Annotated in this window: 13 protein-coding genes; 9 read left to right on the top strand and 4 right to left on the bottom strand. The window is 55.3% G+C overall.

What is annotated here, in order from left to right:
• Positions 1 to 43: 43 nt before the first annotated feature.
• On the top strand, positions 44 to 3,160 hold the full coding sequence (locus tag K0F75_RS18305; protein ID WP_219063374.1) for a type I restriction endonuclease subunit R: 3,117 nt from the start codon (positions 44 to 46) through the stop codon (positions 3,158 to 3,160).
• Between the two features lie 55 nt (positions 3,161 to 3,215).
• On the top strand, positions 3,216 to 3,581 hold the full coding sequence (locus K0F75_RS18300; protein ID WP_219063373.1) for a hypothetical protein: 366 nt from the start codon (positions 3,216 to 3,218) through the stop codon (positions 3,579 to 3,581).
• Positions 3,582 to 3,606: 25 nt separating this feature from the next.
• Here the strand turns inward: K0F75_RS18300 and K0F75_RS18295 are convergent, their stop codons facing one another.
• The 3 genes from K0F75_RS18295 to K0F75_RS18285 all read right to left on the bottom strand — a co-directional run bounded on the left by K0F75_RS18295 (position 3,607) and on the right by K0F75_RS18285 (position 6,233).
• Positions 3,607 to 3,852 carry a single-stranded DNA-binding protein gene (locus tag K0F75_RS18295; RefSeq protein WP_219063372.1) on the bottom strand — a complete coding sequence of 82 codons (246 nt, stop codon included), beginning with the start codon at positions 3,850 to 3,852 and terminating at the stop codon, positions 3,607 to 3,609.
• 53 nt (positions 3,853 to 3,905) lie between these two features.
• Positions 3,906 to 4,292, bottom strand: coding sequence for a hypothetical protein (locus K0F75_RS18290; RefSeq protein WP_219063371.1), 387 nt, complete (start codon positions 4,290 to 4,292; stop codon positions 3,906 to 3,908).
• A gap of 213 nt (positions 4,293 to 4,505) precedes the next feature.
• On the bottom strand, positions 4,506 to 6,233 hold the full coding sequence (locus K0F75_RS18285; protein WP_219063370.1) for an N-6 DNA methylase: 1,728 nt from the start codon (positions 6,231 to 6,233) through the stop codon (positions 4,506 to 4,508).
• A 462-nt stretch (positions 6,234 to 6,695) separates the two neighbouring features.
• On the opposite strand from K0F75_RS18285, the gene K0F75_RS18280 reads away from it, so the two are divergent.
• The 7 genes from K0F75_RS18280 (at position 6,696) to K0F75_RS25840 (ending at position 14,587) form a co-directional block, all read left to right on the top strand.
• Entirely contained in the window at positions 6,696 to 7,316 is a 621-nt protein-coding gene (locus K0F75_RS18280) for a TnsA endonuclease N-terminal domain-containing protein (RefSeq protein ID WP_257604431.1), read from the top strand.
• Positions 7,313 to 9,277 (top strand): Mu transposase C-terminal domain-containing protein, encoded by a 1,965-nt coding sequence (locus K0F75_RS18275; protein ID WP_219063368.1) that lies wholly within the window; start codon positions 7,313 to 7,315, stop codon positions 9,275 to 9,277. Before K0F75_RS18280 ends, K0F75_RS18275 begins: the two co-directional genes overlap by 4 nt.
• Positions 9,274 to 10,218, top strand: coding sequence for a TniB family NTP-binding protein (locus K0F75_RS18270; RefSeq protein WP_219063367.1), 945 nt, complete (start codon positions 9,274 to 9,276; stop codon positions 10,216 to 10,218). Before K0F75_RS18275 ends, K0F75_RS18270 begins: the two co-directional genes overlap by 4 nt.
• Complete coding sequence (locus K0F75_RS18265; RefSeq protein ID WP_219063366.1) at positions 10,215 to 12,077, top strand: TniQ family protein; 1,863 nt, start codon at positions 10,215 to 10,217, stop codon at positions 12,075 to 12,077. The genes K0F75_RS18270 and K0F75_RS18265 overlap by 4 nt, the downstream gene beginning before the upstream one ends.
• Before the next feature lie 245 nt (positions 12,078 to 12,322).
• Positions 12,323 to 12,760 carry an antitoxin Xre-like helix-turn-helix domain-containing protein gene (locus K0F75_RS18260; RefSeq protein ID WP_219063365.1) on the top strand — a complete coding sequence of 146 codons (438 nt, stop codon included), beginning with the start codon at positions 12,323 to 12,325 and terminating at the stop codon, positions 12,758 to 12,760.
• Between the two features lie 331 nt (positions 12,761 to 13,091).
• Positions 13,092 to 13,382, top strand: a complete 291-nt coding sequence (locus K0F75_RS18255; protein WP_219063364.1) for a hypothetical protein — start codon at positions 13,092 to 13,094, stop codon at positions 13,380 to 13,382.
• Between the two features lie 122 nt (positions 13,383 to 13,504).
• Entirely contained in the window at positions 13,505 to 14,587 is a 1,083-nt protein-coding gene (locus K0F75_RS25840) for a hypothetical protein (RefSeq protein WP_257604430.1), read from the top strand.
• A gap of 290 nt (positions 14,588 to 14,877) precedes the next feature.
• Here K0F75_RS25840 and K0F75_RS18245 read toward each other — a convergent pair whose 3' ends face one another.
• Positions 14,878 to 15,783, bottom strand: coding sequence for a plasmid partitioning protein RepB C-terminal domain-containing protein (locus K0F75_RS18245; protein WP_219063363.1), 906 nt, complete (start codon positions 15,781 to 15,783; stop codon positions 14,878 to 14,880).
• Position 15,784 lies beyond the last annotated feature (1 nt).

The following is a 15,784-nucleotide window of genomic DNA, read 5'->3' as shown; positions in this document are numbered from 1 at the left end:
CGCTGCCCTGAATGGCGCGATCTGCCGAAGGATTGTGCGCGGAATGAAAGAGAATCATCTGGAACAATTGTGCCTGGAATGGCTGGAAAGCCTAGGATTCGCAAGTCTGAAAGGGGATGTGGTATCCCCTGGCGGGGCTGAAGGGAGTCGTGATAAGTATTCCGAGGTAGTGCTGAAAAATCGTCTTCGGGATGCCATTGAACGGCTCAACTCCGACATCAGTAGCACGGAGGTTGACGATGCAGTAACCCGGCTGGCTCTCTATGGTGCCCAATCGCTTGTCGAGGGTAACAAAGAAGTCTACGACTGGATGCGCAATGGTGTGCCTGTCGAGCGGATCGAGAGTGATGGAACACGCTCCATCCTCCGAGTTCAGGTGATCGATTTTTCCGGCCAGAACGATCTACTGGCCGTCCAGCAGTTCACCGTGCATGGCCAGCACATAAGACGGCCCGACATCATTCTGTTCGTGAATGGCCTGCCGCTGGTGGTGATCGAGCTAAAAAACCCTGCCGACCCAAACGCGGACATCCTTTCGGCCTTCAACCAGATTCAGAACTACAAGACTGACATCCCTCAACTATTCTACTTCAACCTTCTCAACATCATTTCTGATGGCGTTGTAGCGCGCTACGGCTCGCTTACAGCCAAGTTCAACCGTTTCTCACGCTGGCGCCTAGTGGATGGGGAACTCGCACCCAAATCGCTTCTTGAGCTGGAAGCGATGGTGCGAGGTCTAATCGAACCCAAAACCCTGCTAGGGTTTTTCTGGGGCTTCGTTGCCTACGGTGGCACCAACGGCGGCGCGGCCTTCAAGATCATTGCCCAGTGGCACCAGTACAGCGGTGTGCTCAAAGCAGTAGAGCGTGCGGTTGGCGCCCTGTTACAACGCAAGGACGGTAAGGGGGGCGTTATCTGGTTTACTCAGGGTTCCGGCAAGTCGCTACTGGCTTTGTTCTACGTGATGGCGTTGCGGGCCCGGCCCGAGTTCAAGAATCCCACTGTAGTACTAGTAACCGACCGCAACGATCTAGATGGGCAGTTATTTGAGACATTCGCGGACTGCCGCTGGTCATTGAGGACGACCCCCAAGCAGGCCGACAGTCGTGACGATCTACGCGATATGCTCTCGTCTGTGGAGGCAGGTGGCGTATTCTTTACCACGATCAACAAATTCGCCCCCGAGCCTGGCCATACCAGCGTTCCCGAGCTGTGCGGACGGTCGAACGTTATCGTAATCGCGGACGAAGCACACCGCACACAGTACGGTTTCAAGGCCTCGCTAGACACCAAGACGGGCATGACCAAGTACGGCCTAGCCAAATACATGCACGACGCGTTACCAAAAGCGATCTATCTCGGCATGACGGGTACACCAATCAGCGACGATGACCGAGATACCGAGAATGTCTTTGGTAGCTACGTAGATATCTACGACATGATAGCTGCCCAAGAGGATGGGGCGGTCGTTCCTATCAGCTACGAGTCGCGCATCATTGAGCTTCGTTTCAACGAAGCCGAAAAGCAGGCGCTCATGGATGAGTTCTTGGACGTGACCGAAACAGAGGATGAGAGTGAGCAGAACAAGACTTCCAGCCGTCTAACCAGGCTAGAGGCGCTAGCTATGGCAGACGGCCGCCTGACAACTCTGGCGGAGGATTTCGTCGCTCACTGGGAGGCTCGTAAGGAGTCAATATCGGGCAAGGCGATGATAGTGGCAATCTCTCGTGAGGCGGCCGTTCGCTTGTTTGATGAGATTGTGAAGCTGCGCCCTGACTGGAAAGGCGACGACCTGAACACCGGCCGTATCAAGGTCATCATGACCGGCTCGTCGGCAGACCCCGATTACTACCAGCCACATCGGACGAACAAGTCGGAGCGGAAGATGCTGGAAAAGCGTTTTAAGGACGACAGCGATTCGCTGGAAATCGTGATTGTTCGGGATATGTGGTTGACCGGCTTCGATGCGCCGCCCGTGCATACTCTGTACATTGACAAGCCGATGCAGGGGCATGGGCTAATGCAGGCCATCGCGCGCACCAACCGCATCTGGCTAGACAAACCAGGTGGCTTAGTTGTGGACTACATTGGTATTGGTCATGAGTTGCGCGAGGCCATTAAACGCTATACCAAACTAGCTGGCGATGACCGCGAACCTGTTGATACCAGCGGTCAAGCGCTCAAAATCCTGCTGGATACGCTAGATGTGATCCGCAAGGAGTTTTTCGCCAAGTTTGACTACAGTGGCTTTGAGGAGCCCAAAAAGGCCTTGGCGTTGCTCGGTGGGGCCATGGAGCACTTATTACAAATCAACCCGGAACCTGACGAAAAAGGCCGCAACAAGGGCGTACGCTCCTATTTGGATCAAGTCGTCAAGCTAACCAAAGCACAGGCGCTTGCTGGTACCGCTGCGCAAGCGATGGCTGTGCGCGAGGAAATAGCATATTTCCAGGCTGTGCGCGTCTGCCTGGTAAAGCTTACGCATTCCGGGGAAAGCCGTTCTCAGCTCGAAAAGGAGGCGGCACTGCGCCAGCTTGTGGCCAAGGGCGTGCTGGTCGATGGCGTAAACGATGTGTTCGCTACTTTGGGGCTAAGCAAACCCGATATTTCACTGCTTGATGAGGATTTCCTTGAGCAGATTCGTCAGATGCCGACCAAGAATCTGGCAGCAGAATTATTGGAGCGTCTGGTAGCCGATCAGGTGAAGGCACGAGGGCAAAAGAACGCTACCCAGGCCAAGCAGTTCACTCAGAAACTGGAAGAGGCCATCAACCGCTATCAGACCCGTGGTCTAACGACGCTTGAGGTGATCGAAGAGTTGATCCGGCTGGCTCAGGAGATAAACAAGGCCAAGCCGCCGGAAGGATTGAGCGAGGAAGAATTCGCTTTCTACCAAGCGTTGTCGGAGAACGAATCGGCGGTTAGGGAATTGGGCGACCCGGTACTGCGTGCGCTTGCTCTTGAGTTGACCGATAAGTTGCGCAAATCGGCCACGATTAACTGGCAGAACCGGCAATCTGCCCGAGCCAAGATGCTCGCTATGGTCAAAGTATTGCTGGCCAAGCACCGCTACCCACCGGACAAGGCTCTTGAGGCGACTGAGAAGATTATCGCTCAAGCCGAATTGCTGGCCGACACCTGGGCATTCGAGCATTCCTAACTACCATGCAAATTATTTGCTATGAAATCATGGGGTCGGCGGAGTAGCGCACGTCGTGATCGTGGACCTCAAAACCACTGGGCTGCCGCTGGGTTCCCGTGAAAAGGATCAGGTTTGGAGGTATGTGAAGGAGCTGAAAGCGAAGGGACATATTAGGCAGCACACACGGGTGGACGGTTTCCTCCTCGGTAGTGTCATTGCGCAAGGTGAAGATGAACCAACCTCCCACGGGGAGGAGGTCAAGATCATCCCAATGCTTTATGAGACCATTTTGCTTCGTGCTGAAAAGCGCCTGCTTAATCTCTACACGAGAGTTCAAGATGCGCCTTTTTTGGTGGAGCAGCAGGATCATTTGGCCAGTTTGCTCAAGCCGATGCCCATTCGCCAAGGCGAGTTGATGGTTGAAGTGGATCCGCAGTAGTGGGCAATCCGATATCTGGAAAAACTCAGACTGTCGATTTTTTATAAACGGCGATGCTCCCCGCCTTACGTACGAACACCAGCCCGTAGTGATCCATGTTGGCCCGTACGTATTTTCCCAAGCGGTGACGGGTTTTCCGTTCAAGGGGAGCCCACGTCACCTCCCCAATCAGGTCGCGGATCTTGCTCTCCTTTCCTGCTGGCATTGCGGCAACGCTTTGTTTCAGCTTTTCCGACGCTTTGTCCCAAACGCTGTTCTGCAAACTATCCATTCTGACGTCCTCAAATAAGTTGTAACTTAGTTGTAAGCAAACGCTTCTGTGTTTCAGCCACGGATGGTGATTTCGATGCACTCGATGGAGACGCCGAAGGTGGCCGCTAAGCCTTCTTTCGCTTCGGCTAAGGTCAGTCCTCTGATCACGCTCTGAGGCTCTAGCCCGGCGCTGATACCGGTGGTATTCAGGGGGTCGTCTTGAGCTAATGCCGCCAGGATCTCAGCAGGAACCTCATAGCCGAGCGCCTTGTTCAAAGCCAGCCATGTGCTGTCTGCACGGGGTCGTGCGAACTCGCCGCAGTCGGGCTCCTCGTATCGGCGAGGCATGACGACATGAATATTCGCTGCTCGGGCCAGTGCAGAACGACTCAGACCGAGGAACTCTCTGCGGGCTTTCAGCGCGGCAGGGAATTCAGGGGATGATGGGTAAGGAAGCATTGCAACTCCGGGTCAGATGGCGACAGGCGCAAATCTACGCTTCCAAGTGCAACCTGTAAACTAAAAGTTACCAGTAGTTTGATGTTTTGTTTTTATTGGTTCTACTTCTGTTTGCTGGGCTTAGTTAGTCAGCCTTTTGGCATTGCGCCTGTCGAGAACACACCTGCTCACGCAATGACAACGGCTACCAAGCTGCCTACAAATGATCTTTCTCTAGGCTCGGTAGGCCCAAAGAAAGCCACTGATCTGCGACTGCTTGTGCCTCAATCGCAGAATATCAGCTTCAATGGCGACCTCTTTTTCCAGCGCTTCTGCTGCCATGTCGGATTGAACGGGGGTAAGGACAGGAATTTCCAAGCCTTTTAGAGCCTTGCCCTGGATCGTCGGAGCGCTGGTTCCAACCACCAGGCGATTGAGCTGCGCTTGTCCAAGGGGGGACCGCAAATACATCATGAGCGCTTGGGGGTTGTAGCTTTCGCCCCGAGCGCGGAGCACGGCAATGGACTGCCCACACACCCATCCTCCTGCGCCTATAGGTGGTGCCTTGGCAACGCATCCGACCTTCCCAACCGCACCTTTGATACAGATAACCACATCGTTTTCCCGCAAGAAATATTCCTGAGCGTTAGGTCCATTCAACTCGTGCTGGGATGGTTTGCAAGCGCTTTGCACCAGTCCGTAGTTCGGAATGTCTGAGGCTTGAAGCTCATGGACAGGTACCCCGGTCAAGCCAGAGTGATGCTGGCGCGGTCTGATCAGTTCAAAGTGCTCGTCGATGGCTACGTGCGGTTCGCCACCATGTCCGCCCTTCGCCGGACGGCTTTCCTGGTGTCGCCCTGGCTCTAAGTTCAAATCAGCGGAAGTCAGCAAGTCGGCTGCGCTGACCAGTGTGCTGAATTGTCCTGACTGTCGGTTTCGGAACTGGCCCAGTACATGATGAGGCTTTGAATCGCCTCCTTGCGAAGTTCCCAAAAGCTCCGGGACAACTTTTAGGAACAGGACGTTTTCAGATGTCCTGGCTGTGTTCATAACCAAAATGGAAGCTGTGCCGTTCATCCCGTGAACGGCCTCCTTTGGGAGGCTCAGCACCGCTTCCAGTAGTCGATTCTCTAAAAGGTGCTGGCGTAACCCTCGCTCAGCCCCTGGGCTGAAGAGCACGCTGTCCGGCACCACCAGCACGACCTTACCGGTGGTACGGGTCAACATATGGAACACCGCCGCCAGCGGCCCTACCGCTGACGGATGGCCATACGGACTGAGTAAATCTGGCCCGTGCTTCACGGTGGCGTAGTTGTTTTTGAAGTCGAGTGCTGCCACAGCGGCTCCGAACGGAGTAAACCCTTTTTCATCGAGCGCGGTTGAATCGGTGACGGGATCAACCGGATGCAGCGGTAATTCATGGATGCCAGCGTTTATAAGCCCTAGCTGAACCAGTTGTGGACCGGTCGATGCCACCCATATATCCACGTCTCTCTTGTACAGTCGGGAGGCAAGCTGACCAGAGGTTTCAAAGGGAACGTAAACGGTTGTCGGATTTTCCGAGAGCCCAATGACTGTGACGATGTGGGCCACGTAAGGGGCAAGGCTGATCGTCGGTGATGGAAGATTTGCCGCGAATACGAGGTCCGACTCTGACTCCCATTCGGCCAACTGTCCCAACCGTTCAAGCTTCAGCGCTGCCTGGACGATCACCATCAATGCGTCCTCTCCAACACGAAGGCTTTCATCCACTCTCCATAGGCTTCGGATAGCGTCGAAGGCGCTTAGAACGCGATCGGGTTGGCCTACAACATCCAGCAATCGCAGCTCCACCGGTAATTGCTTATCACGAGAAGCCCGTAACCAAGCGACTACCGTCAAGGTGATCAAAGCCATATCGTAGGCGGGCATAGCGGGTAACAGCGCCGCTGCGGGCCTTAGAAAAATTTCGTGATCGTTCATATGCGTCCAAGGGGGCAGAGCTTTTCAAAAATAAAGTATTGCATACTTTTTATGGCCCCGCTATGCTGGATGCTTAAACGGGCCACTCGTAAAAGTGGTCAGCATAGATAGCCTTAGCTTCATATACGCTAGTTGTAGGCCGCTGGTCTGAAATGGCGACTACCTTTGTGGTTTATTATATAAGCCTGTAATTTTATGGTTTTTCTAACTGGTTGAAATGCCCCATATAATTTGTCTAGTTACATAATAAATTGACAAAAGTTACAATATTCACAGTTACTTATCTATTAAAGTCGATTTGACTTTCTCCTGCGGCGAATAACACTTTCCCGTGCATCGTAGGAGCACACCCGCATGATCCGAGACATTGATAGTTCTAACTTCGCAAGAGATGTTTCCCGCCGAACTCGGCGTGGTAGGCGTGCACTTGTGTTTAAATCCAATAAATGTCCAGGAGGAGATTTGCGCGTTGAAAGCGCGCTGGAGCGCGATATCGGCCTGATGCTCGATATCGATCCACGTGTCATCGAGCTTACGGCGCAACCCTTCTCGCTCGAATTACAGAGCAACGAGATGTTGCCTTCTCGTCAGCATTATCGACCACGGGCAGGCATCAAGGCGCGTTTCTACACGCCTGATTTTTTGTGCAAGCTTGATGACGGGAGCCTGGTGGCTATCGATGCCAAGCATTCCAACTTCGTCGAAGAGTTTGAGACCAAGCGAAAGGCTGTCGAGGCCTGTCTGCGCCAACACGGTATCGGTTTCATGGTTATCCCCGATACCGTGGTGTCTCTGACAGTAATGGGGGCGGTGGGCAGTCTTCACTTGTTGCGGGCGGGATATCTGGCGCCGATCCGTTCAGCTGCGGAAGCAGAACTCAACGTGTTGCTCGCGTCCTGCCCCCGTTGGATGACCGAGGACCTCACTTCGCGCCTGTCCTCGGGCCGGGTTGGCTTGCTCGCTGGGCTCCTTGCTGGGCTGCTGAAGGCGGATCTATCGATGCCGCTATTCTCATCTGCCAGCGAAGTTTGTGCCGCCCATGGTGACCTGTCTCATCTTCAATTGTTGAAGGTGCGAGTATGAGCCGTGCTCTTGCAGTCGACAGCATCTTCCTTGAGCGCGATCAGGTGCGCCGAGTGGTCTCCATTCGTCCTGAAATTTCTCAGATCGTCTTGCAGGGAAGCCAGGGCGAAGAGTTTGTCTTGACCACCGACGAGTTCCAGCAACGCGTCGCACAAGGCCAATATCGAGCAAGTTACGGACCCATTGCCTCCGCGATGCAACCGATGCCGGTGCGCAACCTGACGCAGACCGAACGCAGCTCGCTCGACCAACGCCTAGAGCTACTCGAATACGTTGAAGAAATTCATGACGGTTGTTCGTGGAAGGCAACGATTGAACGCCTCAAGGAGCGCTGCGTTGAACGTCATCTGCCGCTACCGTCTACTCGGACGATTCAGCGTTGGCGAAAATCGTCTGCTCTCTCAGGAGCAACGGATCAATTGGCACCCCGTTTCAGTGCGAGGGGAAACAAACGCCAGCTCCGCACCCTAGAGGACCTGGTTTTTGATGAAACCGTGACGGATGAAATCCTTCAGCGGTATTTCAGCACCGACAAGTTCAACGTCAGTCAGATCACCAAACTGGTCAATGAACAATGCCGGGACCGGGCGGCTCAACTTAATACTGTATTTCGGGGCATTTCGCGTCGTAGTGTTTGTCGCCGTATTAGCGCTTTGGAGCAAACGCTTATCAGTTGTGGCCGGGTATCGAAAGCTACTCGGGATCAGGAGATGCGAACAGCAATCCGCAAGCTGCTGGTCGAACGCCCTTACGAGCGTGTGGAAGTCGACGCGACACCGCTCGATATTTTTTGCTGTGATGAGCACGGCGAACCGATAGGTAAGGCTACCTGCTATGCGGGGGTGGATGCGGCTACCGGCGCAATAGTCATGGTGCGGGTCGGTATCGAAAAACCGTCACAGGATTTCGTGCTCTCGGCGCTTGAATTTTGTTTCTCGCCCAAGGGCCAGGCGTTCAGCGAGCGCTATCAACTCAATCATCCTTGGTTGGCTCCAGCGGCGATTGAAACCATGGTGCTCGATAATGCGCAGGAACATCATGGCGCACTGGTGCTTAACGCACTGCGTTATCTGCACACCACCATTGATTACCCCATGGCTGGAAAACCGCAAGCCAAGCCTTTTATCGAGCGGTTCTTCGGCACGCTGAAATTGGGATTGATCAACACACTACAAGGATCGACGAAGTCCCAGTCGAAGTATGAGCGTGACCCCATCGGACGCGCGATGAAAGAGCGCTTGTACACCGTTTCAGAGCTGGAGGCCTTGGTCATCCGCTGGATAGCGAACGTATACATGCGCACCCCGCTTCAACGACTGGAGTATCGCTTCGAGCCCGGTTGCTCGCCTGCACGGGCAATGGAATTGTTGAAACACCGCTACGTAGTCTTGCCGCCACCGGGCCCTGAAGAGTTCAGGAATGCTTGCCTGCGCTACCAAGCTCGCGAAATGACGTTGAGTCGAGAAGGCGTAGGCCTCGACACCATGACTTACAACAGCCCGGCGTTGGCCAAGCTTTATGCTCGTCGGGGCGAGAAAACCAAGGTCAAGGTGCGGTTCAATCCGCTCGATTGCCGGGCCGTTTTTGTGGAGGATCCCGCCGACGCCGGGGTGTTGATCGAAGCGTTTAACCGCTTTGCGGCGATGCCTCTGATCAGTTTTGAAGAGGCGCGCAAGATTCGCAGCACGCACCGGAAATCGGATGCTGAGCTGTCGGGTGAGGATTACCAGATTGCTCATGTGCAAATGCTCCGTGAAAGCGGCGCCAGAGCTGTCGGTGGGAGCATGAAAGACCGCAACCGTGCCGCTCGAAGCCAAGAGCGCGAACGCAAGCGGTCGGAGACCCAGCGTCAAGAACCTACTCGACAAGTCATCGACCCAGTGTATGAAATCCAATTGACGACAGCAACGTTGTCGGCAGCGCCGCGCCGTTCAAAATCAGTTCAAGGAGAGGCCAAATGACCTCGATAACGAAATACGCGTTGATTGAACATGCGACGTTTAAGCAAGCGCTGGACCGATTTGAATCCACGGTTGAGCGTGGCCTCAACGGCGAAACGTTGATCTTGCCCATCTTCGGCCCGACGCGCGTCGGCAAGTCCGAGCTGATCAAAACGGTATTGGCTGATAATCCGGAAACGGTTATTGATGGGGTCCGGCATATCCCGATACTCCGGGTTATGTCACCCGTTAACCCGACCCGCAGGTCTTTGCCTATCGCGGTGCTGGAGGCGCTCAAGTCGCCGCGTTACAACCGCTCCAGCTCGGAAGAACTGACCAGAATGGTGCGCGAGTTGCTCAAGATCACACGCACCAAAATCCTCGTTCTGGATGAGATGCAGCATTTTGTTGAGCGCGGTTCTTTGGCCGCGACCCGCGAAGCGGCTGACTGGCTAAAAGTGCTGGCCGAAGAAATGAACCTGACGCTGGTCCTGACCGGATCGCCGTTGGCGAACGAGGTGCTGCTGCGCAATGAGCAACTGCGTGACCGTTCAGAAGCCGTGTTTAATTTTAGGCCGTATAACTGGAACCACGAGGGTGAGCAATTTGAATTTCGCCGCGCGCTCCTGTCGCTGACCGAGGCCTTTACCGAGGCGGGCTGGACGACACCCGATGCCTCGGACCTTGACTATGGCCGACGGGTCTACGGTGCGTGTCTCGGACGCTTTGGCATGCTCGTGAAGTTGTTTAAAGCCGCTGAGCATTTGGCAAAAGGTCGCCTGATTACCGAGAAAACCATGGCGCGCGCCTATGCCGAGGCGGTGAACACGGGCTTTCTCGAATTCAACCCTTTTGAAGGCCAGCCCCCGGTAGAAAGCCTGCTGGGCCAAGGGTATGCCAGGATGTTGACCGAGGCACGCCTACCGGTGCCCAAAGGCGCACAAAAAAGGGAGCACGCATGAACCTGATCGTTCGTCTCACACCCTATACGGACGAGTCATTGCACGGTTTTTTGCGACGTGTCAGCGAGCGCAACTTGGCGCCGGGAGTGAAGGCTTTCCTGGGCAGTTCCGGGATAAAATTCCGGCCGACCTTCAGTGAAACCGAGTTGTCCCGGCTCGCCGGTGTCTTGAGGATCGACGCTGCTGACTTGGGCATTCGCCAATGTTCCGCCGACAATCACAATCCAATGCTTCGCCTGAAATACCAGAGCGTTGAGTATGGCAAAGTCTGCTCCGCGTGTATGGGGGAGCAACCTTATCAACGCATTGGCTGGGCGCATATCCTGGTGACGGCATGCCCGCGCCACGGCATTCTTCTCATGACAAACTGCGCGGCCTGTGGTCAAGGCGTCAGCGCCGATGGTCCGCTTGATCACTGCGCGTGTGGTCAACCCTATGCTCAGGGTCCGACCCTACCCGCCAGTGATCAAGCACTGGCGCTGTCTGCGCTGCTGCTTGGCGTTGAGCACGTTGCCCGGCAATCGCTACCGCCCACCTGGAGCACCGGAGCGCCGTCCAGCGATACCGTCGACCTCCTCTGTCTGCTCGGTAAGCATTTTATCCAGGAGAGCCGGGGGGGGCTTTTGCCCAAGCCTTCACGAGGCAGAGCGGCTGACGATGACGTTATCGCATGGGGCCAGGCGGGTTTTGATCTGCTGCTGCAATGGCCAACTCGCTTTAATGAAGCGTTGGGTGCTCGATTGGCGAGCACCGAAGGGCCTGGGTTGGCCAAACGACTCGGCGGTTGGTACCGGGCACTGCATCAACTGTATATCGATCCTGCACATGATTGTCTGAGGGAGGCATTGGTCCAGCACCTGACTCGTAATTTTGACGGGCATTTGAACCTCAGGCTTTCCACGATTGATCCCCAGCATCTTCAAGAAAAGTGTTGGCTGACCTCAGAAGAGGCCGGGCGGTTAATTGGTATTGGTTCTGAGCTGGTCCGGTCTGCGGTTACAACGGGAGAAATCGATGGAAAGCTCACCGTGCGAGGCAAAAATCGCTTCGTTTCAATTCATAAAGAGGTGGTGCAGCGAGTGCGTCGTGATCGCCTTGCCCACTATGATGCGACCGCAACCCGCAAACAGCTCGGGGTGTCGAAGATCCTCTTTGAACGGTTAATGCAAGCAGGGGCTTTGCGCAAGCAGACCAAGAAAGAACGTCCTGCGTTGGTCTCGGGTGAATTTCTCGTTAGGGACGTGGATTTGCTGATTGGGCGCCTCACCGGCGCGGTAAGTGGACGCACGATACCGGACGAACACTTGATCGGCTTGCATGACATTACGGTACGTCGCGGTATTTCTTCGGACCGTATTTGTTCCGTCTTGCAAAAGATCCTGGCGCTTGAGATTCGACCCGTTGAGAACAATCAGGCTCTTCATGGGCTGGCGGGTCTTAGGTTTGATTGGGCAGAGATCAAGCACGAACTTCATGAGGAGCCACAAGAGCCCATGCTGACCGTTACTGAGCTGGTAAAGCTGCGCGGGTGGAAACACGAAAATATCGTACGCTGGATCAGACAAGGTCTGCTTAAAACCGCCTCTGTTGCTCAGGGAGGGCCGTTGCAAACGCGTATCCCGTTGTCTGCATTGCTCGATTTCATGGCTGAGTATGCCGTGCTGGCAGACCTGGCAAATCGCACGGGAACGAAATCGCCTTGGTTGTTGCGTGCATTGATGCCGGCGAATGTGAAAGCCGTGGCGGGCGAGGCTACGTCCGGTATTCAGCGGGGCCTGCTGCTCAGTATTGATCAGCTACTTGCAGCAGCCCAATGGAATAAACGAAAGGAATCGGAGAGAGGGATGGATAATGGTTAACCAAGGGGTGTCCCCTTCTGCACTCGCCAGTAAGGCTGGTTTCAGCACCGGGGCGGTCAAGAAGCGCGCGCGACAGTTTGTGGCGCCCACGTCCATGAAAAAGGAACCCGTTCTACCCGCACGCACGGACTTATCCAGACACGCGAGACACGCGGTATCTGGTGTGCGTATTCAAATCTGGCGCAACGCTCGGTTCGCGCTCTTGCCTGCACTGAAGCAGGATCAACCCATGCAGAGGGCTGAACATGCGCCATTGGGTATTTGACGGCAGTACTGAGGACGCGTTCTGGGCGCGGTTAGGTATTCCGGCGCAAGGCGAGGCGCTTCTTGCCCTGATTCGAAGCGGCTTCCCCTTCTGCGTCTTTGAACGATTGGGTGAGGTGTTTCAACTGACGCCACGGCAATTGCGGGAGCGGTTGTCGATGCCTTCCTCAACGCTGCGCCGCCGACGGCAGTCGGGGCACTTTACGCCCGGCGAGAGTGATCAGATCTTTCAATTCGTCCAGGTTTTTAGCCACGTGTGCGAGTTGTGGGGGGGCGACGTTGCCCACGCCAATGAGTGGATGGACACGCCGCAGTACGGCCTGGGTGGCCGTTGCCCGAACGAGCTGCTGGGCACAGCGGTGGAACGAAATCTGTTACTCACGCTGGTGGGGCAAATCGAGCACGGGGTCTTGAGCTGAGGCTGTGAGGGCGCGCAGTGGGCCATTCGGTCTTGAACCTTTAAGGGATCGGAACGGTTAATTCATTGGTTCCAGGACAACCGGCCGCGTAAACCACGCCCGAGGACATCAAGACGTAAACATCACCCCCCTCGTTCTTGGTCGTCTTCGCGGGGCATTGGTTTTTTTCACGGTGCCGGACGGGTGGGTATGGGGACATCGATGGGTTGCAGGCCATGCCGTGCGCGGGGCCGGTGGAGTCGAACCGCACTGCGCATAATCGAGGTTTGGTTAAATCTTTGAAGGTCTCCGTTGCGATATCCAGCGCCCCACACACTTAGGAGTGAAGCCAATGATTGATCCTACTCAGAGCAGTGCCGACGTCTTCTGCGATGTCTGTGGCGGCGCCACTCGAATACCCGGCTATGGTCAGCAGTTCGGTACGCTGCAAGCTACCTGGGGTTACGGCGCCACGCATGATGGTGAGTGCTATCACGTGCGGTTGTGTGAGGCGTGTTTTTTCCAGGCACTGGCGGGCCTGCGCCAAGAGCGGCGAATTACCCGCTTATTTGATGAAGCACCAGCGGCTGATGGTCCGGAGTTTGGCCGCGTCGCGCGTGATGATTTTTGGGGTGAGTCGTAACGCGTTAACTCCGCGTCAGGGAGAGAGCACTACCGCCCGCCCTTTCGGTACCACTTTGGACGCCTGCCATGACCGAACTGTATGACCGTGCCCAGTTGCTCAATGAGATCTGGTCCGAACCGATGGTGCTGGTGGCGCCACGCTACAACCTGTCCGACGTCGGCCTGAAAAAGCTCTGCGCGCGCCTGCAAATCGGCACGCCGCCGCGCGGCTATTGGGCCAAGGTCAAGGCAGGTAAACGCGTCCACCCCCGTCCCAAGCTGCGTGAGTACGTGGGCCATCCCAGCTATTTATACCGCCCCACAGTGCAACCGATCCAACCGGTCGAGGCCGCCGAAGTCGTGGACAGTCGACTTCAGCAGGTGCTGATCTTTGAGCAACAGCCGGAAAACCAAATTGTGGTACTGGAGCGCATCAAGGGGTGGCATCCGGTTGTGGCGGCTGCGCGCGAGGCATTGGTCCGCCCGATCATCGATCAGCGCGGAATGCCTCAGACACGCGGCAATGGGCTGAATATTTCGGTTTCTCCCGGATTACAGAGTCGCGCACTGAAAGTGGCGGACACGCTGCTGAAAGCTTTGGAGAAGCGTGGGTATACCGTTGAACAAGGGAAACACCAAGTCGAGGTCGTGATGTTTGGTGATGCGCTGCGCTTGCGTTTTTATGAGCCATCTTTGCGTTCGGATTATGTGCCATCGGCTGCTCAGTTAGCCGAAAAAGCCAAGAGCGGCTGGAGCTATTGGCCGAAATGGCAATTTACGCCTTCGGGTCGACTCCAGGTGATGGCCGATGAGGGTTATGGCGGAAAAATCACGGATTCGGATCGTCACTCGGTGGAGCAACAGCTCAACAAACTCATTCGTCTGATGGCCACCAGAGCGGTCGGGTTTCTGGTTCGCAATGAACGTCAGGCGATTGAAGACGCGGAGCGCCAGCGAGTTCGCGACATTGTGCTGGAGCGCAAACGTCGGCAAGACTTGGAAAAGCAGCGGCTGGCGACACTTGAAGTCAATGCGCAGAACTGGCGCCGCGCTCAAGCCATCCGCGAGTATCTCAGTGCATTGGAGCAGGCGGCAGACAGGGGGCATCTCTCGCCGGAACAGCTGGAAAACCTTCGATGGGGACGGGCCAAGGCGGACTGGCTTGATCCGCTCAAGCCGGGCATCGACGATATTCTCGACGAAAAGATCGTGGTCCCTTTTTAACCTCTGGAGGCCAGGATGACGGACTTACCCAAAGACGACTCTACGGCTCAGCTTAGGTGCCGGGCTTTTAATGAGCTGGTCGCACTCAAGACCCACAATCAGGCTCAAAAACTCAGCGATCTGAAGGACTGGAAAATCTGGTACGCATCATTGAGTGACGATGAGCGTGCACGGGTTGATGAACACCTCAGTGCCCGCTGTGATGAAATAGCCGCGCAATTTGGCCAGTCTCGGCGGTTTGTACCCAAACCACCGGATGGTCACTAAAAAGTTCCACCCTCATGAATGGGTCACTCCCGTTCAGGCTTTCTAGCGTCGGAGCTGACTGCCTCCATGATCGCGGTTAGCTCATCCAGGAGTTCGCCGTGGCAGCGCTTCAAGTAGCCCGATATGGTTTCATTACGCAGCAGTCGGGCGATATAACCCTTCGCGACCACCAGGATCAGCATCGTTTCCCCCAGCGTGTCCTCAACGACTTTGTAATCGTGATAAAGCTTCTCCATCTCGCGTTCCATCCTCGCTATTTCTTCGACACTGACCTCGGCGGAGAGCTTGGATTTTTTCTCAATTAACATTTCCGGGCGTGTAGCGGCGAGCACCATGCTTGCATAGGTCTGGGTGAAGCAATTGGCGGAAACCATTAGCTCCACCGCTTCAATCTGGCGCATGGGTTTCATTTTTCTTAGCGTCCGGAACACGTCCTGGCTGACCATTTTGACTTTGAGCATTTCCACCACTTCGGGTGCGATGCCATCAAGTAAGTGCTGCCGCTCATGGATGCGCTCCACGTTGATGCCCAATACCTTCGCAATAAGGGCAGGAGAAATACCCTTATGGATGGCGGTAAGAATCATCTTGTGCTCTTGCACTGGCGTCAGGCGATTGATCTGCCGGTTGTACGTAAACCCCTCGTCATCCGTCGACAGTAGGCAGAGCGCCTCGCTGGCACCGAGTGCTTTTAGCGCATATAAGCGAAGATGGCCGTCAAGCAACACGAATGCTGCTGCGCCATCCACATTGGTGTGTTGTCGATGGACCGCGAGCGGCTCAATGACACCCAGCTCCCGAATGGAGGTCAGGATCGTGGTGTATTTTTTACTCTGCTCTATATCCCTATCCAGGGTTCGGGTGGGGAGAATTCGGTCGAGCGGAACCGGGATGATCTGCCGCTCAAAAGCATGTTTTACCTGGCCCATG

Origin of the sequence: Pseudomonas sp. UMAB-08 (assembly GCF_900095225.1) — a bacterium.
Lineage (GTDB): Bacteria > Pseudomonadota > Gammaproteobacteria > Pseudomonadales > Pseudomonadaceae > Aquipseudomonas.
Note: the sequence above shows the minus strand (reverse complement) of the source record. Positions and strands in the feature narration are given on the sequence as shown.

Coding starts and splice junctions, on each gene's coding strand:
- K0F75_RS18305 (WP_219063374.1), top strand. CDS start 44: ATGAAAGAGAATCATCTGGAACAATTGTGCCTGGAATGGCTGGAAAGC.
- K0F75_RS18295 (WP_219063372.1), bottom strand. CDS start 3,852: ATGGATAGTTTGCAGAACAGCGTTTGGGACAAAGCGTCGGAAAAGCTG.
- K0F75_RS18290 (WP_219063371.1), bottom strand. CDS start 4,292: ATGCTTCCTTACCCATCATCCCCTGAATTCCCTGCCGCGCTGAAAGCC.
- K0F75_RS18285 (WP_219063370.1), bottom strand. CDS start 6,233: ATGAACGATCACGAAATTTTTCTAAGGCCCGCAGCGGCGCTGTTACCC.
- K0F75_RS18275 (WP_219063368.1), top strand. CDS start 7,313: ATGAGCCGTGCTCTTGCAGTCGACAGCATCTTCCTTGAGCGCGATCAG.
- K0F75_RS18270 (WP_219063367.1), top strand. CDS start 9,274: ATGACCTCGATAACGAAATACGCGTTGATTGAACATGCGACGTTTAAG.
- K0F75_RS18265 (WP_219063366.1), top strand. CDS start 10,215: ATGAACCTGATCGTTCGTCTCACACCCTATACGGACGAGTCATTGCAC.
- K0F75_RS18260 (WP_219063365.1), top strand. CDS start 12,323: ATGCGCCATTGGGTATTTGACGGCAGTACTGAGGACGCGTTCTGGGCG.
- K0F75_RS18255 (WP_219063364.1), top strand. CDS start 13,092: ATGATTGATCCTACTCAGAGCAGTGCCGACGTCTTCTGCGATGTCTGT.
- K0F75_RS25840 (WP_257604430.1), top strand. CDS start 13,505: ATGGTGCTGGTGGCGCCACGCTACAACCTGTCCGACGTCGGCCTGAAA.
- K0F75_RS18245 (WP_219063363.1), bottom strand. CDS start 15,783: ATGGGCCAGGTAAAACATGCTTTTGAGCGGCAGATCATCCCGGTTCCG.